Source organism: Streptomyces sp. NPDC127097 (genome assembly GCF_042724075.1).
GTDB lineage: Bacteria > Actinomycetota > Actinomycetes > Streptomycetales > Streptomycetaceae > Streptomyces.
Genome location: NZ_JBHXFI010000001.1, coordinates 126,444 through 144,882, shown reverse-complemented (window position 1 = coordinate 144,882; position 18,439 = coordinate 126,444). Strand labels below are relative to the sequence as shown.

15 protein-coding genes, 1 tRNA gene and 1 riboswitch are annotated in these 18,439 nt (G+C 69.6%); of the genes, 5 read left to right on the top strand and 11 right to left on the bottom strand.

All coding sequences use genetic code 11. The annotated features are described in order from the left end of the window. Positions 1-3: 3 nt before the first annotated feature. Positions 4-77, bottom strand: a tRNA-Asp gene (locus ACFWJW_RS00590). A gap of 626 nt (positions 78-703) precedes the next feature. Continuing rightward, positions 704-2,236, bottom strand: coding sequence for a recombinase family protein (locus ACFWJW_RS00585; protein ID WP_387232773.1), 1,533 nt, complete (start codon positions 2,234-2,236; stop codon positions 704-706). A gap of 140 nt (positions 2,237-2,376) precedes the next feature. On the opposite strand from ACFWJW_RS00585, the gene ACFWJW_RS00580 reads away from it, so the two are divergent. Next, on the top strand, positions 2,377-3,801 hold the full coding sequence (locus tag ACFWJW_RS00580) for a D-alanyl-D-alanine carboxypeptidase family protein (protein WP_387232770.1): 1,425 nt from the start codon (positions 2,377-2,379) through the stop codon (positions 3,799-3,801). 86 nt (positions 3,802-3,887) lie between these two features. On the opposite strand, the gene ACFWJW_RS00575 is transcribed toward ACFWJW_RS00580, so the two are convergent. The 3 genes from ACFWJW_RS00575 to trpS form a co-directional block, all read right to left on the bottom strand. Next, positions 3,888-4,814: a YihY/virulence factor BrkB family protein gene (locus ACFWJW_RS00575; protein ID WP_387232767.1), complete on the bottom strand. Its 927-nt coding sequence runs from the start codon at positions 4,812-4,814 to the stop codon at positions 3,888-3,890. Positions 4,815-5,006: 192 nt separating this feature from the next. Beyond that, the gene (locus ACFWJW_RS00570; RefSeq protein WP_387232764.1) at positions 5,007-5,591 is read right to left on the bottom strand and encodes a 2'-5' RNA ligase family protein; all 585 of its coding nucleotides are present in this window, start codon (positions 5,589-5,591) and stop codon (positions 5,007-5,009) included. A gap of 182 nt (positions 5,592-5,773) precedes the next feature. Next, positions 5,774-6,787 (bottom strand): tryptophan--tRNA ligase, encoded by a 1,014-nt coding sequence (gene trpS, locus ACFWJW_RS00565; RefSeq protein WP_387232761.1) that lies wholly within the window; start codon positions 6,785-6,787, stop codon positions 5,774-5,776. Between the two features lie 138 nt (positions 6,788-6,925). Between trpS and ACFWJW_RS00560 the strand changes: the two genes are divergently transcribed. After that, positions 6,926-8,236: a cytochrome P450 gene (locus ACFWJW_RS00560; protein ID WP_387232758.1), complete on the top strand. Its 1,311-nt coding sequence runs from the start codon at positions 6,926-6,928 to the stop codon at positions 8,234-8,236. Between the two features lie 169 nt (positions 8,237-8,405). Here the strand turns inward: ACFWJW_RS00560 and glyA are convergent, their stop codons facing one another. Continuing rightward, positions 8,406-9,677, bottom strand: a complete 1,272-nt coding sequence (glyA, locus tag ACFWJW_RS00555) for a serine hydroxymethyltransferase (protein ID WP_387233420.1) — start codon at positions 9,675-9,677, stop codon at positions 8,406-8,408. A 57-nt stretch (positions 9,678-9,734) separates the two neighbouring features. Continuing rightward, positions 9,735-9,826: riboswitch (ZMP/ZTP riboswitch) on the bottom strand. 130 nt (positions 9,827-9,956) lie between these two features. On the opposite strand from glyA, the gene rocD reads away from it, so the two are divergent. Both rocD and ACFWJW_RS00545 read left to right on the top strand, forming a co-directional pair. After that, positions 9,957-11,162, top strand: a complete 1,206-nt coding sequence (rocD, locus tag ACFWJW_RS00550) for an ornithine--oxo-acid transaminase (protein ID WP_387232755.1) — start codon at positions 9,957-9,959, stop codon at positions 11,160-11,162. A gap of 184 nt (positions 11,163-11,346) precedes the next feature. After that, positions 11,347-12,156, top strand: a complete 810-nt coding sequence (locus ACFWJW_RS00545; protein WP_387232752.1) for a hypothetical protein — start codon at positions 11,347-11,349, stop codon at positions 12,154-12,156. 35 nt (positions 12,157-12,191) lie between these two features. On the opposite strand, the gene ACFWJW_RS00540 is transcribed toward ACFWJW_RS00545, so the two are convergent. Then, the gene (locus ACFWJW_RS00540) at positions 12,192-13,532 is read right to left on the bottom strand and encodes a tetratricopeptide repeat protein (protein ID WP_387232750.1); all 1,341 of its coding nucleotides are present in this window, start codon (positions 13,530-13,532) and stop codon (positions 12,192-12,194) included. 192 nt (positions 13,533-13,724) lie between these two features. Between ACFWJW_RS00540 and ACFWJW_RS00535 the strand changes: the two genes are divergently transcribed. Beyond that, positions 13,725-14,057: a hypothetical protein gene (locus tag ACFWJW_RS00535; RefSeq protein ID WP_387232748.1), complete on the top strand. Its 333-nt coding sequence runs from the start codon at positions 13,725-13,727 to the stop codon at positions 14,055-14,057. A 200-nt stretch (positions 14,058-14,257) separates the two neighbouring features. Here ACFWJW_RS00535 and ACFWJW_RS00530 read toward each other — a convergent pair whose 3' ends face one another. From ACFWJW_RS00530 to ACFWJW_RS00515, 4 genes are all read right to left on the bottom strand, one after another. After that, the gene (locus ACFWJW_RS00530; RefSeq protein ID WP_387232745.1) at positions 14,258-14,539 is read right to left on the bottom strand and encodes a DUF6332 family protein; all 282 of its coding nucleotides are present in this window, start codon (positions 14,537-14,539) and stop codon (positions 14,258-14,260) included. 190 nt (positions 14,540-14,729) lie between these two features. After that, positions 14,730-15,920, bottom strand: coding sequence for a glutathionylspermidine synthase family protein (locus ACFWJW_RS00525; RefSeq protein ID WP_387232744.1), 1,191 nt, complete (start codon positions 15,918-15,920; stop codon positions 14,730-14,732). Between the two features lie 15 nt (positions 15,921-15,935). Beyond that, the gene (locus ACFWJW_RS00520; RefSeq protein WP_387232741.1) at positions 15,936-16,343 is read right to left on the bottom strand and encodes a hypothetical protein; all 408 of its coding nucleotides are present in this window, start codon (positions 16,341-16,343) and stop codon (positions 15,936-15,938) included. 264 nt (positions 16,344-16,607) lie between these two features. Then, the gene (locus ACFWJW_RS00515; protein WP_387233417.1) at positions 16,608-18,338 is read right to left on the bottom strand and encodes a beta strand repeat-containing protein; all 1,731 of its coding nucleotides are present in this window, start codon (positions 18,336-18,338) and stop codon (positions 16,608-16,610) included. Positions 18,339-18,439 lie beyond the last annotated feature (101 nt).

Below are 18,439 nucleotides of genomic sequence, written 5' to 3'. Positions count from 1 at the left end.
GAGCGGCCCCGACCGGACTTGAACCGGCGTCCTCCCGATCGACAATCGGGCGCTCTCGCCAACTGAGCTACGGGACCTTGCAATCCCCACTCCTGGTGACACTGTCCCAGGAGTGGGAACGCTTACCAGCCGTCTGCTGCCAGGCCATTGGTCGGCATTTTGGCGGACGGAGTCAATCCCCCATCGCCGCCGCGTGAGCCGGTCAGGGGGCCTGTGTGGTGGGGGTCGAACCCACGCTCCCGCCGTGTTCCCTAACCCTCGCCAGGGCCAGGTACTAGGGCCGGGTGCACTCCGCACACTGCACACAGGAGATCAAGGGCCCCGTCCGGGGGCCATCTCAACCAGGCGGTACCTGGGAGGGCCCACTACGGACGAGGCCGGAACGGGTTCACTCTCACGTCCACGTCTACGCGCTGGCGCGTGGAACGGCTCCCGCTCACGTCTTAGTTGTCTGGGGACGGTTACAAGCGGATGCAGATAGGGGAGCCCTGCCGGTGCGGGTGATGCAAAAAAACTGCATCTCTGCACTACTTCCTATGTGGATCTTCCAAGGAAGTAGGTCAGAGATGCAGCTCTTTTGCATCACATCACGCCCTGCCGGCCGGTGAGGCGCGTCCTAGCTGCGGGGGCTGCCTGGCGAGTGGCCACAGGCAGCTAGCGAGTGACGCACCTCACGGAGCCGGCCTGTGGTCCTCACTGAGGGTCACGCCGCAAGCGTCGGCGCCTCGTCCTCCTCATCGGGCTTTGCCCACTCGATCACCACCCGGGAATCACCATCGAACCTGACTCCCTTTTTCGGCGCCTTGGCCACGTACACCCTGTCTATGGCCAACCCCAGGAGTTCCCGCTTCAAGGTGTCATCCGCCTTATTCCACGCCTTCTCGGCCTGCCCCCACATCAGGAACGTTATATCCACAGCCCCGCCAGATAGCTTCGCTACGCGCTTCTCGGCTGCCGTAAGCCGTTCCTCAGCCTTGACCTTGGCAGGAATTCGGTACTTCGCAGAGCGTCCCTCATAGAAGCCCGCCCGGTCGTCCGCATGGAATTTCTCCAGCGCGAATTTTGCCTCACGCAGGGCAGCCGTCGCTTCCCGTATACCCTTCGCTTCCTTCGGTCGCGTGAGTGCATGCCAGCGCTGAGCCACTACAGTCAGAATGGGGTCATCTCGTTCCGCGTTATCGAGTCTGGCGAACCACAGCCTCAGAACATGCTTTTCGAGAAGGGTCCGCATAACCGATGCGGGCAGTTGGCAATCAGCCCCTGAGCAGACGTACGACACTCCGTTCAGGGTCATTGCGTACTTGCACGATATGCAGCCGACGCGCTCCGCAAGCAGATGCTTACTACGCCCCTCCTTTGGCGTGTTGTCTAGAATCTGATGGCCACTCAGAACCCGCTGAGCTTTCTCCGCCAATTTCTTCGGAATCATTTCCGATTTCTTGGCTGCTACCTTGACGCGCTTACCATTTTCGTCTCGGTAGGCAGTGGGGCGACCGTTGACGCTTACCGTAAGCCAGCCCTCATAGACCGGATTGATGACGATATAGCGAATGCTTTCAGCACGCCATGCGTTACCCCATGCCGTCTTAATCCCCTCGCCATTGAAATCCCGCGCAAGCCCTCGCGCAGATTTCCCGTCGGCTATCTCCGTGAAAATCCGGAGGACGATACTCCAATAGGAATACGACCGCTTTTTGGATTTTTTCTTGTCTGGCGAAAGCTTACCGGTCTTCTTGTTGACCTTTAGCCCGAAGGGGGCACGGGAAAGCCAACGCCCTTCATTGCGCTGCTTAGCCTTCGTGCTCGACACGTTATAGGAAAGGCGATTGGAGTAATCGCGGGCTTGTTCTGCCTTATCGATGATCCATTTGCGGTCCCGCTCGTTCATCGAGTCCAGGCCCTCGTAGTCGAAGACCACCCGCGCCTTGCCCAGGATCGGGACGACCGCCTCAGCGCCCTTGCGGCTGAACCTGTCGAGTGCGTAACACCACAGGGCGGGAACCTCAGCGTTCAGGACTGCATCCATAGCAGCGTCGTACTTTGGACGCTCCACGTCAGACCAGGCGGACAGATTCTCTTTCCACACCTTGCGCACGCGGTACCGGTTCGCGTCCGCCCACGCCCTCCCCCGGTCCTCCTGTGCCCGGATGGACAGGGTCAGTTCCCCGTCCCGTACCCGCTTCGACTTGCGCAACAGGAGGTCTACGAATGGCCAGTTCTCCCGATCATCTGACATGCCAACACCCTCTGACCTGCGGGGACTGCCCGCAACCGATTAGTTCTCAGGGTGTCCGGTTGCTCCAGATGAACCAGCTCCACACCCCGAAGGCGAGCAGGAACCAGGACACGGGGCGCGAGAGCTTCATACGTCCCAGTATGGGCAGCGGCTCCATCCGGCGGTCGGCAGGGGCACTCTTCCGTGGGGTGCTGTCGGCGTCCCGGACAAAGGCGGGTACGTTCACCGACGTGCCGACGACCTTCTGTGCTTCCACGGCTTCCACCGACCCGACCGCCCCGAACGCCTCGGCCACGACCGGCAACGCCGGACGTGCGGCGCGACACGGCTTCCCCCTGCGCACCGTCGCCGCACTGGCCTCCTCCGGGCTGCTGGCCACCCCGCTCCTGGCCGGCACCGCACACGCCGACCCCAAGGCCCCCAAGGCGCCCAAGCCGCCGGCGAAGATGTCGCGGATCGGCGGGGACCGGCTGGGTACGCCCGGCGTCCAGGTGGCCCAGACGCCCGGCGCGCCGAAGCTGCCGGGCCCGGACGTCCTCACCGCCCGTTCGTGGATCGTGTCCGACGCCGAGTCCGGCAAGGTGCTGGCCGCCAAGAACGCCCACTGGCAGCTGGCGCCGGCCAGCACGCTGAAGATGCTGTTCGCCGACACGGTCCTGCCGAAGTTCCCCAAGGACCAGAAGCACACGGTCAAGCCCGCCGACCTCGCGGGGATGGGCGCCGGCAGCAGCCTCGTCGGGATAAGGGAGAACCTGAGCTATTCGGTCCACGACCTGTGGCTGGGGGTCTTCCTGCGGTCCGGCAACGACGCGGTGCACACGCTGTCGGCGATGAACGGCGGGACCAAGGCCACCGTCACGCAGATGCAGCGCCGCGCGAAGGAGCTCAACGCCCGCGACACGCACGTGGTGACCCCGGATGGCTATGACGCGCCGGGCCAGGTCTCCAGCGCGTACGACCTGAGCCTGTTCGCCCGGTCGGGGCTCCAGAACCCCGACTTCCGCGAGTACTGCTCGACGGCCAGCGCGCAGTTCCCCGGTGACAAGGGCAAGGGCGGCAAGCGGGCGACGTTCGGCATCCAGAACACCAACCGGCTGCTGAGCGGCGACTACGACATCAAGCCGTATCCGGGCATCGCGGGGGTGAAGAACGGCTCGACGACGAACGCGGGGTCGACCTTCACCGGCGTCGCCCAGCGCGGCGACCGCAAGCTCCTGGTCACGGTCATGAACCCGGAGAAGAAGGAGCACAACGAGGCTTACCGGGAGGCCGCCAAGCTGCTCGACTGGGGCTTCGCGGCGGCCGACAAGGTGGAGCCGGTCGGCCGGCTCGTCGGCCCCCGGAGCGAGGACGACGGCACCGGCGCGGTGAGCGCCAAGGGCAAGGGCAAGGGGGACCGGAGCGCCCAGGCCGCGTTGGACGGCGCCGGCACCAAGAGCGGCGCCTGGACGGCGCTGGGCCTCACCACCGGGGCGCTGGCGCTGCTCGGCGCCGTGGCCTTCGCCGTGCACCGCCGCTGGCCGCTGCCGGAGCTGGTACGGGGGCGGCGCCGGTCCGGCAAGTGAGCGTCGCCGGCTCCACGAGTGACCCTCGGGCCGGCAAGTGAGCGTCGGGGGGCGGGAGCTGGGGCGGGGTGGCCGCGGGAGACGGGCTACGCCTCCCGCGGCCGCTCCGGCCCCTCTGGCCCCTCCGGCCCCTCCGGCACCTTGAGCTCTTCGCTCTCCCCGTGCCGCTCCCCGTCCGTGGCCGTCCAGGAAGCGCAGTACACCAGCAGCTTCGCGGTGAAGTTGATCCACAGCAGCAGGGCGATGGGGGTGCCGAAGGCGCCGTACATGCTGCGTGAGGCGACGCCCTGGAGATAGCCGCTGAGCAGCAGCTTCAGCAGCTCGAAGCCGATCGCGCCGAGCAGGCCGGCGACGACGACGGCGCGCCGCGGCGGATGGACGCCGGGCAGCCTGGTCAGTATGTAGGCGAGCAGCAGGAAGTCCGCGAGGACGGCGATGACGAATCCGGCGACGGAGAGCAGCACGCTGCCGATGCCGCCCTCCGGGAGGCCGATCGCCTCCGCCACCTTGCCCACCGCGGCGGACGCGAACGTCGAACAGGCCAGGGAGAGCACGGCGACGCCGCCCACGCCGAGCAGCAGCGCGCCGTCCCGGAGCTTGCCGAGGAAGAAGTTGATGTCCTCGTCGGGCTTCTCCCATACGGCGCGCAGGCAGTCGCGCAGCGATTCGACCCAGCCGATGCCGGTGAGCAGCAGCGCGGCACCGGCCACCAGGCCGACGGTGGTCGCGTGGTCGACGAGTCCGGCGATGTCGAGCCGGTCCGAGAGGCCGGGGAGCTGCTCGGCGAGCTTGTTCTCCAGCGAGTGCAGCCGGGCGTCGCTGAGCAGCGCGGCGCCGATCGCGGCGGCGACGGTGAGCAGCGGGAAGAGCGCGACGAAGCTGGTGAAGGTGATCGCGGCGGCGAGCCTGGTCCAGTGCACCCGGAGCATGCGTTCGTAGGCGCGCCAGAGGTGCGTGGTCATCAGCCGGCGGACGGCCGGTCCGATCACCGGGAGTGTGCTCAACCAGTTCATGGCATTCCCCTCGTGCCCGGTCGGCCGCCGGGTCGGGCAGGGGTGGCGGCCGGCGCTCCGGGTGTTCCGGCGGTTCCGGCGATTCCGGAACACTAGCGTCCGGGTACCCCGGAAACGGGCACGCTCATACGTGCCGTACGGCCATCGCGGACCGGGGCGGGCTGATGCGCGCCCCGCGGCGGGCGGCGGCCGTCAGCAGGAGGGCGCCGGCGGGCGGGAAAGATCGGCGGCCTGGCGGGGGACGGCGGCCGTCCGGGGCCCGAAGGGGTACTCCCGCTCCAGGCGCCACACCTCGTCCGCGCCCTGCTCGTAGAGCGCGAAGCCGCCGATGGTCCAGGTCGCGGTGAAGTCCCGGAGCCCGGCCTGGGCGCGGTCCATGGCCTCTTCGGTGATGCCGTGGGCGATGGTCACATGCGGGTGGTACGGGAACTGGAGCTCCCGGGCGCAGGGGCCGGAGGCGGCGCGGATCCGGGCCTGGAGGGCGGTGCAGCCCGCGACCCCGTCGGTGACCTTGACGTAGACGACCGGGGAGAGCGGGCGGAAGGTTCCGGTGCCTTCCAGGCGGAGCGGGAAGGGGCGGCAGCCGGCCGCGACCTCGGCGAGGTGGCGTTCGATGGCGGGCAGCGCCTCGGTCCGTACCTCCGTCGGCGGGAGGAGGGTGATATGCGTGGGGATGCCGGGTGCGGCAGGGTCCCCGAAGCTTTCGCGCTTCCGTTGGAGGAAGCTGCCGTAAGGCTCCGGGACCGCGATCGAAACGCCCAGCGTTACGGTCCCCACTGCGTTCTCCCTCCTGACGTGTGTGCGGCGCGCTCGCGCACCCTCTTAGTGTGCCGGGTGCGCGCCCTTATCGGGGAGCGTCCCCGGTCCTGTTGCGAGCGGACAAGGGGCCCACGGGCGGGGCCCCCTGGCTCGGCGGGGTCCGCGCGGCCGGCCGTGGCCCGCCGCGCGAGGGGGTGGCGTCAGTGCTTGGCCGGCAGGAATCCGAGCCGGTCATAGGTGGTGGCGAGGGTCTCGGCGGCCACCGCGCGGGCCTTCTCCGCACCCTTGGCCAGGATGGCGTCCAGCGTCTCGGGGTCGTCCAGATATTCCTGCGTACGGTCCCGGAACGGTGTGACGAAATCGACCATCACCTCGGCGAGATCGGTCTTCAGGGCGCCGTACATCTTGCCCTCGTACTTCTGCTCCAGCTCCGGGACCGAGAGGCCGGTGAGGGTGGAGTAGATGGTGAGGAGGTTGGAGACGCCGGGTTTGTTCTCGGCGTCGTAGCGGATCACCGTGTCGGTGTCCGTGACCGCGCTCTTGACCTTCTTCGCGGAGACCTTCGGCTCGTCGAGGAGGTTGATCAGGCCCTTGGGGCTGGCGGCCGACTTGCTCATCTTGGCCGACGGGTCCTGGAGATCGTAGATCTTCGCCGTCTCCTTGAGGATGTACGGCGCCGGCATCGTGAAGGTGTCGCCGTAGCGGCTGTTGAAGCGCTCGGCGAGGTCGCGGGTCAGCTCGATGTGCTGGCGCTGGTCCTCGCCGACCGGGACCTGGTGGGCCTGGTAGAGCAGGATGTCGGCGATCTGGAGGATCGGGTACGTGAACAGGCCGACGGAGGTGCGGTCGGCGCCCTGCTTGGCGGACTTGTCCTTGAACTGGGTCATCCGGGACGCCTCGCCGAAGCCGGTGAGGCAGTTCATCACCCAGGCGAGCTGGGCGTGCTCGGGCACATGGCTCTGGACGAAGAGCGTGCAGCGCTCCGGGTCGAGACCGGCGGCCAGCAGCTGGGCGGCCGCGATCCGGGTGTTGCTGCGCAGTTCCGCCGGGTCCTGCGGAACGGTGATCGCATGCAGGTCGACCACCATGTAGAAGGCGTCGTGGGACTCCTGGAGCGCCACCCACTGGCGTACCGCACCGAGGTAATTACCGAGGTGGAAGGAGCCGGCGGTGGGCTGAATGCCGGAGAGCACACGTGGACGCTGGAGAGCCATGCCTCGATTGTCTCAGGTCGGGGAGGGGAACCGGCGCGTGGTGGCCCATGCGGTGACCGGGCCCGTCGGCCTGCGGCGCCGCGGCGCCGGTTCGCGGCGACCTGTTCGGGGCGGGCGACAGCTGGAATCGTGGGTCGGATGACCGACGGACAGCCGATCTCCGACGATGCCCGCCTCCCCGCTCCCGCGCCCCCGTCCGGCACCGCCTCCTGTCCCGCGCACTCCGGGGGCGGGGCGCCGCACCGGCTCGCCCCCGGGGGCGCCGGCCGGGCCGCGGCCGATGCGCTGCTGCGGGAGGCCGGGGCGGTGGTCCCCGTCGTCCTGCCCGGGGAGGTGCCCGCGGTGGCCGTGACCCACCACGCGGTGCTGCGGGAGGTCCTCGCACACCCCGAAGTCGCCAAGAGCGCCTGCCATTTCACGGCCCTGCACGACGGCACCGTGCCGCCCGGCTGGCCGCTCACCACCTTCGCCACCGTCGACGGGATGACCACGGCCGACGGTGCGGACCACCGGCGGCTGCGCGGCCTGGTGACCAAGGTGTTCACCGCGCGGCGGGTGGCGGACCTGCGGCCCCGGGTCGTGACGCTGACGGCCGGACTGCTGGACGGGCTGCCGGGCGCCGCCGCGGCCGACGGCACGGTGGAGCTGCGCCGGCACTTCGCCTATCCGCTGCCGATGAGCGTGATCTGCGAACTGCTGGGCGTGGACGCCGCGTTACGCGACCGGCTGCACGAGCTGTCGAACCTGATCGTGGGCACGACCGGCACGGCGGCCGAGGTGCAGGCGGCCAACCGGGAGATCACCGCCGTCCTCGGGCAGGTCGCCGAGGCCCGGCGGGCGGACCCCGGCGACGATCTGACCAGCGCGCTGATCGCCGCCCAGGAGGAGGACGGCGACCGGCTGAGCGCACGCGAGCTGGTCGGCACCCTGCTGCTGATGATCATCGCCGGGCACGAGACCACGCTCAATCTGATCACCAACGCGGTACGCGCCCTGTGCACCGACCGCGGCCAGCTGGAGCTGGTCCGGGCCGGGCGGGCGACCTGGGACGACGTGGTCGAGGAGACACTGCGGCACGACAGCCCGGTCGCCCACTTCCCGTTCCGCTACCCGGTCCGGGACCTGGAGCTCGGCGGCACGGTCGTACCGCGGGGCACCCCGATGCTGGCCTCCTACTCGGCGGCCGGCCGGGACCCGGCGGCGTACGGGCCCGACGCGGACCGGTTCGATGTCACCCGGCGGCCCGCCACCCGGCATCTGTCCTTCGGCCACGGGCCGCACTACTGCCTGGGCGCGCCACTGGCCCGGCTGGAGGCCACCGTCGCCCTGGAGGCGCTCTTCACCCGCTACCCGGCACTGGACCTCGCCGTCCCGGACGCGGAGCTGCCGCCGCACCCGAGCTTCATCGGCAACAGCACCGACGTCCTGCCGGTCCGGCTCACCGGCTGAGCTGGTGACCGGCTGACCTGTTGACCGGCTCACCGGCTGAGCACGGCCGGTGAGCCGGTCGGGGGCCGCGGTCTGCCGTGAGCCGGTCGGGGCCGGTCGGGCGCCGGACGGGCCCCACTACGCCGTCCGTTCACCCCGCCCGTTCGGGCCGCCCGTTCGCGCCGCCCGTTCAGGCCGTCGGCAGCCCCGGCGCCGGGTAGGCGGCCATCAGCTCCGCGACCTCACCACGGATCACCGTCAGCGCCTGCTCGTCGCCCTTCGCCGCGGCCCGGACGCTGCGGTCGATCCACTCGGCGACCAGCGGCATCCGGTCCGTGCCCAGCCCGCGCGAGGTGAGGGACGGGGTGCCGATGCGGATGCCGGAGGGGTCGAAGGGCTTACGCGGGTCGAAGGGGACCGTGTTGTAGTTGACGACGATCCCGGCGCGGTCCAGCGCCTTCGCGGCGACCTTGCCCGGGACGTCCTTCGAGGTGAGGTCGATCAGCACCAGGTGGTTGTCGGTGCCGCCGGAGACCAGGTCGTAGCCGCGGGCCAGCAGCGCCTCGGCGAGCGCCTTGGCGTTGGCGACGACGGCATGCGCGTAGTCACGGAAGGACGGGGCGGCCGCCTCGCGCAGCGCGACCGCGATGGCGGCGGTGGTGTGGTTGTGCGGGCCGCCCTGGAGGCCGGGGAAGACGGCCTTGTCGACGGCCTTGGCATGGCTCGCCCGGGACATCAGCATCGCGCCGCGCGGGCCGCGCAGGGTCTTGTGGGTGGTGGTGGAGATGACGTCCGCGTGCGGCACCGGCGAGGGGTGGGCGCCGCCCGCGATCAGGCCGGCGATATGCGCGATATCGGCGACGAGGACGGCATCGACCTCGCGGGCGATCTCGCCGAAGGCGGCGAAGTCGATGGTGCGGGGGACGGCGGTGCCGCCACAGAAAATGATCTTCGGGCGTTCCTTGCGGGCGAGGTCGCGCACCTCGTCGAAGTCGATCAGCGCGCTGTCCGGGCGTACGCCGTACTGCACGCCGCGGAACCAGGTGCCGGTGGCCGACACCCCCCAGCCGTGCGTGAGGTGGCCGCCCATCGGCAGCGCCATGCCCAGCACGGTGTCGCCGGGCTCGGCGAAGGCGAGGTAGGCGGCGAGGTTCGCGGGCGAGCCGGAGTACGGCTGGACGTTGGCGTGCTCCACGCCGAAGACGGCCTTGGCGCGCTCCACGGCCAGCGTCTCGACCTGGTCGATGTTCTGCTGGCCTTCGTAGTAGCGACGGCCCGCGTACCCCTCGCTGTACTTGTTCTGGAGGACGGTGCCGGTGGCTTCCAGGACGGCGGCGGAGACGTAGTTCTCGCTGGGGATCAGCCGCAGCGTGTCGGCCTGGAGCTGTTCCTCGGCGCCGACCAGCGCGGCCAGTTCGGGGTCGGCGGCGCTCAGCGCGGGATGCGAAAGGGGCTGGGACATGCGGGGCTGTGACATGGCGTCCTCCGGGGCGGTCGATCGGTGTTGCCGGTCGTGGTCCCGGGGTGCCCAGGCGGGGCGGCACCTCGTGGTGGTTGCCGCACACCGCTTCCTCGAGGTTGCTTCCCCGTACGCCAGTCGCGGTGCGCATCGCAGAGTCTAGGACACCCGGGCGGCCGTGTCCGGCGGATCTTCGCAGGCCGGACGGTCCGGGCGAGCGCAACAATGGAGAGGGACGCGGCACGGTCCGCGCCCCGCACGGTCTACCGAACGGAGTCACCGGTGACGTCCACGGAACGCGGCATCGCGGCCGCCGAAGCCCACAGCGCGCACAACTACCACCCGCTGCCCGTCGTCGTGGCCACCGCCGAGGGCGCCTGGGTGACGGACGTCGAGGGCCACCGCTACCTGGACATGCTCGCCGGGTACTCCGCACTGAACTTCGGGCACGGCAACCGCCGGCTGCTCGACGCGGCGAAGGCACAGCTGGAGCGGGTCACGCTCACCTCGCGCGCCTTCCATCACGACCGTTTCGCGGACTTCTGCACCCAGCTGGCCGAGCTGTGCGGCATGGAGCTCGTGCTGCCGATGAACACCGGCGCCGAGGCGGTCGAGACGGCGCTGAAGACGGCCCGTAAATGGGGCTACCAGGTCAAGGGCGTCCCGGACGGCCGGGCGAAGATCATCGTCGCGGACAACAACTTCCACGGCCGGACGACGACCATCGTCTCCTTCTCCACCGACCCCGAGTCGCGCGCCGACTTCGGCCCGTACACCCCCGGCTTCGAGATCGTCCCGTACGGCGACCTCGCCGCGCTGGAGGCCGCCGTCGACGCCGACACGGTCGCGGTGCTGCTGGAGCCGATCCAGGGCGAGGCGGGCGTGCTGGTGCCGCCGCCGGGCTACCTGGCGGGCGTACGGGAGCTGACCCGCAGCCGGAACGTGCTGTTCATCGCCGATGAGATCCAGTCGGGTCTGGGCCGCACCGGCCGGACCTTCGCCTGTGAGCACGAGGGCGTGGTGCCCGACATGTACGTGCTCGGCAAGGCGCTGGGCGGCGGCGTGGTGCCGGTCTCGGCGGTGGTCTCCTCCCGCGAGGTGCTGGGCGTCTTCGCCCCCGGCGAGCACGGTTCGACCTTCGGCGGCAATCCGCTCGCCTGCGCCGTGGCGCTGGAGGTCATCGCGATGCTGCGGACCGGTGAATTCCAGCAGCGGGCCACGGAGTTGGGCGAGCATCTGCACGGCGAACTGGGGCTGCTGGTGGGCGACGGCACGGTGGACGCGGTGCGCGGCCGCGGGCTGTGGGCGGGCGTGGACATCAACCCCTCCCGCGGCACCGGGCGGTCCGTCTCCGAACAGCTGATGGCGCGCGGCGTCCTGGTCAAGGACACCCACGGCGCCACGATCCGGATCGCCCCGCCCCTGGTGATCAGCAAGGAGGACCTGGACTGGGGGCTCGACCAACTGCGGGGAGTGCTGGAGGGGTAGGGGCGGAGGGCCTTCGGGCGGCGGCTTGCGGGCGGCGGCTTGCGGTGCGGGTGGTCCGTCCGGCAGGTCTGGCTCCGCGCATGAACGCCCGGACAAGTCCCCCTTGCGCCCATCGGCCGGCCTGCTGGTAGCGTCGCGCTCTTCGCCGGTGTCGGCCGCGCGGAGTCCTCCGGTAGGTCCCTGCATGTCCGAGCCCCCTGCACGCGCCGCGTACACCCTGTGGCGCGACGCGCTCGCCGAGGTGGACGAGGTCTTCGCGTCGCCACCTGGGCTCGACGGTCCGGTCGACGGGTGCACCTACTGCACTCCGGAGTCGGAGCTGCGCGTGCTCGGCGGTGACCCTGCCGATGTGCCGGACGATCTTCTTGGGCACTTCATGTGTGAGGTCGCCAGCCACTGGGACGAGGACCAATACTCCGTCCTGTGGCGCCGCTTCATCCCTCGTGCGCTGCGCCGCTGGGGACCGGATGGGGACGGCACCGACCCGTCGGATGTGATGGGGCGCCTCGGCCGCCGCGGTGCCCGGCTCGCGGACTGGCCCGTGGCCGAGCGCGCCGCGGTCGGGCGGGCCTTCCGGGCGCTGCTGCATGTCGCCGTGACCGACGGCCGGCCGTACTGGGAGATCACCCGTCTGATGGAGGGAATCGCTCATGCGACGGGTTCCCTGGAGCCGTGGCTGGACCACATCGCCGGGCTCGCCGGTCCCGAAGCGGACGCCGGTGTGGTCCGTCTCGCCTTCGGCTGGGCCACCGAACTCCTCTGGGAAGAGCTGAAGTTCACCTGGTGGTACGACGGCGACCCACAGCTCATCGCCGCCTGGCTGCCTACCCTGCGCGCCCGCCTCGCGGCCTTTGCCGTGCAGCACCCCCGCTGCAAGAACGCATCCGACGCGCTGACAGCGATCGACGCGATCGAGGCCGGCACCTGGGGCCCCTGGCTCCACCCCTACGACATGCGGACGCTCGGCGGCCCTGTGCTCATAGATCAGGGCTGAGGCCGGCGTACGTTCTGCCCGGGCCCGTGCCCCTCCTAGGCCAGGAGTGAGGCCGGGGTGACGAGCCGGGCGCGTTCGTGGAGTTCCCGGGCGGCGTGGTTCTTGAGGTGGGGGCGGATGAGTTTGAACATTGTTTGCATGCGCTGATCTGCCCGCCCCGACTGCACCAGAGGGTAATCGTCCAGGGCGAGATGCCATGTTGCGCATGCTGCTTCTAGGTGGCCGATTTCCAGTTGCCGCTCGGCCAGGGTGGCGCGATGGCGTACGCGAGCGCGACGGTAAACGCTGTAGCGCACCTTGTCCGATTCCTGCATGGCCTTGATGGAGCCGGGAACATCGCCGAGTTCGTACCGGACCTGGCTGGTGTGGTAATTCAGGGCTGCCGGATCGTATGAGCCGAACGCCTTCCCCCTGGACTCAGCCCTCTCCATGGCCACCTCGGCCTCTCGTAGGTACATCAGCGCATTGCTGTGGTCGCCGATTTGTGCGGAGGTGTGCGCTTGCTGCCCGGCAAGGAAGGCTCGCATTCGCGGGCCGGCTTGCGGAGAAGCGGCAGCCGCAGCGTCAGCGAGCCGCATTGCCTGCCTGCCGTGCCGTAGGTCAACCGCCTGCACACTCATTCCCCGAAGCGTTGTGCAGTACGTCAAGTGATCCTCTGCTGCTCCGGCAAGTTCCAACGCCTTGAGGTAATACTGTTGCGCAAGGCCGTGAACGCCTTCGTCCACCGCCATGTACCCCGTGAGATAGCACAGATCAGCAGCAGCCGACATCATCGCTTTGCGTACCGGCTCGGAGGCGTCAGCCCGTAGATACGGGGCAACTGTGTTCACCAAGAAAGCCGCTGCCATCGGACGGGCATGGCGCCCGCCGAATTGGTCGTCCAGTTCTGACACTCGTTCGGTCATGGCAATGACCATGTCGACCTCCGGCATGCCAATGCGCCGGGGCCGGCCGTTCTGAACGGTTTCCATTCTGCCTACCACATCCGGCCAATTGGGTACCGTCAGCGCAACGGAAAAAAGACTTATACCGAGGACGCTGCGACGCGACGGGTCCATATCTCCCGTGCCGAGATCGATCAGCCCTTCAACCGTGCCCGGAGTGGCATCGGAGCTATTGACCGGTGCGGGGAATCCCACCTCGGCATGCGTGACCGGACGTCCCAGCTTCCGCGCCAGGGCCTCCACGATCAGCGGTCTGACCTGCTCCTTCGGCAGGTGCCCTTGGCGCCACTGATGGGCCGACGGCTCGCGGTACTTGAGCGGGGTTCCCCGCTCGGTGCCGATGCGGTTCACGGCCTGGACGAACTGTCGCAGCGTCCAGCCGGTCTGCCGGTAGAGCCGTTCAAGGTGCCGGTTCGGTTCCCGAGTGCCCACTGGCCCTCAACTCCCCGCGGTGCACGAGCACTTAAAGCTCTTAAAAGCCGCTTCCACTGCCACCGTACCGCTGGGCGTAGCGGAGCGGTTGCCTAGAGCGAGGAAGGGCCCTCCTCGCACGGCAGTGAGGACCCCCGCGACCGTGGTGGACGGCCCGGGGGCGTGGCCCTCAACTACAAGGGAGTTGACGACATGCCCCACGCTACAGCGCGGGTCTTCGTCCGGCTGCTGCCGTGGACCGGCCCGGACGGCAAACCGTGCTTCGTGGCAGGCGACGGGACCGGATATGTCTCCCGCATCGCCGACCAGATGGAGGAGGAACAGCTCAGCTCGGCCGACGATCTCCTCGACGAGGCCCGCCAAGTGCTTGCCGCACGGGCCTGGACGCCCGGGGAACTGCACCTGCTGGCCGTGGAATTAACCGCAAGCCTTGCCGATGTCCGCCGGGTGGCCAGGAGCCGGGGCGGGCGCTTGACCGCTCTCGGCCAGGATGCCCCGGACGACGTCGAAGCCATGGCAATCTGAGTCGCCGGAACGACAGCCCGCCGACCGCGGAGCCGCATGGTCCGCGAGAACGTGGACCTCCCGGAAGGCACCAAGGTCATACTCAAGACCTGCCTGACGAGTGGAGCCAACGGACCACTGGAATACTGTGGGATCAACAGGAACGGCGTAGCGTAGCAAAGAGGCGCGGAGCGCTCCATTTACTGGAGCCTCCGCGCCTTTCACTCCGCCACTTTCCTCAGCCGCACAAGCACCGACACCACCCTGTAGACAAAACCCCCCACCGCAAGCGCCGAAGCCATCCCCATCACAGCCGAATGCCACCCTCTGCTTAATTCCCAGATGAATGCGGGAGAGGCAACTGCAAAAAATAGCAGTGCGGCAATGATCGCCCCGGTGAAAAGGGAATAGACGATCTCCACTGTTACGGTGTCACGTGATGCCTGCCGGGACGAAGCCTCCGAGCTCAGGCACCCCGTCTCCTCATCATTGGTGAAACGCATACTCACAGTGTTTCACGGTCCTTGGCCGTCCGTACCGGGCAACGCGAACGTTGTCCTCACCGGCCAACATGAGGCACTTCAGTCGCACACCGCGCGACCCGCGACCCGCAACCCAGTGGCGGGGAAAGCGACAACAAGTAGTCGCGAATGCCGAGGGCTCTCCTCCCACTGGCCGGTCGCCCCGGCCGATTCAGCGGATCACATGCGGCAAGAACCGCGCATACTCGTCGGTGACCGGCCCCGCCGATTCCCGGATGCCGAGGCCCGCGGCCTCGTCCTCGACGACCCAGGCGCCGAGGACGACGCGGTTGCCGTCGAAGTCCGGCAGGGGGGCCAGTTCCTGGTAGCAGCAGGGGTCGTCGGGGCCCCGCAGGACCGGTTCGGCGCCGGGCTCGTGCAGGGTGACGCCGGCGCCCTCGCGGCCGAGCAGCGGCTTGGCGACGTAGCCCCGGGTGTGCGCCAGCTCGCGCGGGCCGTCGAGGTAGGCGGGCAGCAGGTTCGGATGGCCGGGGTAGAGCTCCCACAGGATCGCCAGCAGCGCCTTGTTGGAGAGCAGCATCTTCCAGGCGGGTTCGATCCAGAGGGTGGAGCCGGTGCCGCCGCCGTTGTCGAGGGTGTCCAGGACGTGCGGGCCGAAGTCGTCGGTGGCCAGCCACTCCCACGGGTAGAGCTTGAAGCAGGCCCGTATGAAGTGCAGCCGCTGGTCGACGAAGCGGCCCGACAGCCGGTCCCAGCCGATGTCCTCCATGGAGATGGCGACCGTCTCCAGGCCCGCCTGCTGGGCCGTCTCCTCCAGGTAGGCGACGGTCATCAGGTCCTCGCCGAGCTCGTCGCCCGCCGAGTGCGCGAAGTGCAGCGGTGCGCCGGGCGGCAGCAGCGGGGCCTGCCGCTTCCAGGCCGCCACCAGCCGCTCGTGGAGGGAGTTCCACTGGTCGGCGCCGGGGAAGCGCTCCTCCATCCAGAACCACTGCGGGCTGGCGGCCTCGACCAGCGAGGTCGGGGTGTCGGCGTTGTACTCCAGCATCTTGGCCGGGCCGCTGCCGTCGTAGTGCAGGTCGAACCGCCCGTAGAGGGAGGGGAGTTCGTCGCGGCGGCGCCAGGACTCGGCGATCAGCCCGGCCAGGCGCGGGTCCTCGATGCCGAGGTCGGCGAAGCGGTCCTGTTCGACGAGGTGCGCGGCCGCGGCCAGGCACATGCCGTGCAGCTCCTCGACGACCTCCTCCAGGGCCTCGACCTCGGGGAGGGTGAAGGAGTAGTACGCGCTCTCGTCCCAGTAGGGGCGCAGCGAGTCGTCCGGGTAACGGGTCAGCGGGTAGATCAGGCCCTGCGCCTCGACGGTCTGCTGCCAGTCGGGGCGCGGCTCGATGGTGTGGCGTCGCATGCCGGCCGCGTCCGCTCAGCCGCCGAAGGAGCCGTGCCGGCCGCCGCCGCTGCCGTGCGAGCCCGAGCAGCCGAAGCCGCCGCGGTTGACGGCCGTGCTCTTGCTGAACGTGCCGCTGTCGGCGTACGAGCCGCCCTTGTTGCTCGGGTCGTAGTACCACTGGCCGTCGACGCGCTGCTTGCCGCGGCCGGCGCTGCCGTATCCGCCACTGCTGGAACCACTGCTTCCGGACGAGGAGCTGCCGCTCGCCGAGCAGTTCTTGGAGTCGACGACGCGGTAGCCCTTGATCGCGTCGTAGCTGTTGCGGTCGACGCAGCGCTTGTCGGGCTCGGAGCCGCAGGACGTGAGGGCGGCGGCGAGCGCGCCCATGCCTCCCAGGATCACCGTGCTGGACCGCAGCCTCCGGCGTGCCTTCTCGGCCATGATTTCGCCTTTCCCCCGTGGATCTTTGTCTGAGCACGGACAGCGTAGACGGCGCCCGCGGGCCGCTGGCAACGCGGTGCGATCCGCCCCGCGACGAGGCCCCGGGCATCCGCGACGGTCCCGGACGAAGCGGGCGGAGAGGCGAGGGGGAGGGTGATGGGGAGGGGTGATGGGGAGGGGCCGGGGGGCGAGGCGAAGCGACAGTCGGGCGCCGGGCCGCCCTCGGGTGAGGACGGCCCGGCGCGGCGGGCAGGGAGCGGCGCGTCAGGCGCCGTTGACGGTCTGGGTGTCGGTGTCGGAGGAGCCGGTGAAGTTGGTGTCACCGGCGTAGACGCCCGTGACGGTGTAGGTGCCCGCCGTGGCCAGCGGCGCGCTGGCGGCGGCGACCCCGTCACCGTCGAGCGTGCCGGTCAGCGTCACGGTGGTCACCCCGTCGGTGACGGTGAAGGTCACCGTGCCGGTCGGGGTTCCGCTGCCGGGCGCCACGGGCTGTACGAAGGCCAGGAACGCCACCGTGTCACCGGCGTTGGACGGGTCGGGGAACGAGGTCACGGTCGTGGTGGTCGCGCTCTGGCTGACCGTGTGGATGTCGGTGCCGGTGGAACCGGTGAAGTTGGCGTCTCCGCTGTAAGTGGCGAAGACGTTGTGGGGTCCGGCTTCGAGGGTGCTGGTGGTGATGGTGGCCACGCCCCCGGAGACGGTGGCGGTCTGCGTTCCGCCGCCCGCTCCGTCGATGGTGAAGGTCACCGTTCCGGTCACCGTCCCGGAACCGGGCGCCACCGGGGCGACCGTGGCGGTGATCGTGACCGTCTCCCCGAACACCGACGGGTCGGGCGACGAGGAGACCGTGGTCGTGGTCGCCGCCTGCGTCACCGTCTGGGTGTCGGTGCCGGCGGAACCGGTGAAGGAGGCGTCACCGCTGTAGGTGGCCGTGACCGTGGAGGTCCCCACCGCCACCGCATTGGTGGTGGCGGTCGCCGTGCCGCCGGACAGGGTGGCGGTCAGCGTCGGGCCACCGGTGACGACGAAGGTCACCGTGCCGGTCGGGGTACCGGTGGCCGGTGCGACCGGAGCGACGACGGCCGTGAAGGTCACCGTCTCCCCGAACACCGACGGGTCCGGCGCCGACGTCAGCGTGGTGGTCGTCGCCCCTTGGGTCACGACGTGGGTGTCCGCGCCCACCGAACCGAGGAAGTTGGCGTCGCCGCCGTAGGTCGCCGTGACCGCGTAAGCCCCCGCGGTCACCAGACCGTTGGTGCTGACGCTGGTGGTGCCGCCGCTGAGGGTGCCGGTCAGCGTCACCGTGGTCACCCCGTCGGTGGCCACGAACGTGACCGTGCCGGTCGGCGTACCCGCCCCCGGCCCGACCGGCGCGACGGTCGCGGTGAAGGTCACCGTCTCCCCCACGACGGACGGGTCCGGAGCCGTGGAGACCGTGGTCGTGGTCGCCGCCTGACCCACGGTCTGGGTGTCGGTGCCGACCGACGACGTGAAGTCCGCGTCACCGCTGTAGGTCGCGGTCACGTTGTAAGTGCCCGCGGTCACCAGCCCGTTGGTGCTGACGCTGGTCGTACCGCCACTGAGCGAGCCGGTCAGCGCCACCGTGGTCACACCGTCCGTAGCGACGAACGTGACCGTGCCCGTCGGGACGCCGCTGCCGGGCGCCACCGGGGCCACCGTGGCCGTGAAGGTCACCGACTGTCCGACCACCGACGGGTCCGGCGACGTGGAGACCGCCGTCGTCGTCGACGCCTGGTTGACAGTCTGGGTGTCGGTGCCGACCGACGACGTGAAGTTCGCGTCACCGCTGTAGGTCGCGGTCACGTTGTAAGTGCCCGCGGTCACCAGACCGCTGGTGCTCACACTGGTCGTACCGCCACTGAGCGAGCCGGTCAGCGCCACCGTGGTCACACCATCCGTCGCCACGAACGTCACCGTGCCCGTGGGCGTACCCGCACCCGGCGCGACCGGCGAGACCGTCGCCGTGAAGGTCACCGACTCTCCGACCACCGACGGGTCCGGCGACGTGGAGACCGCCGTCGTCGTCGACGCCTGGTTGACAGTCTGGGTGTCGGTGCCGACCGACGACGTGAAGT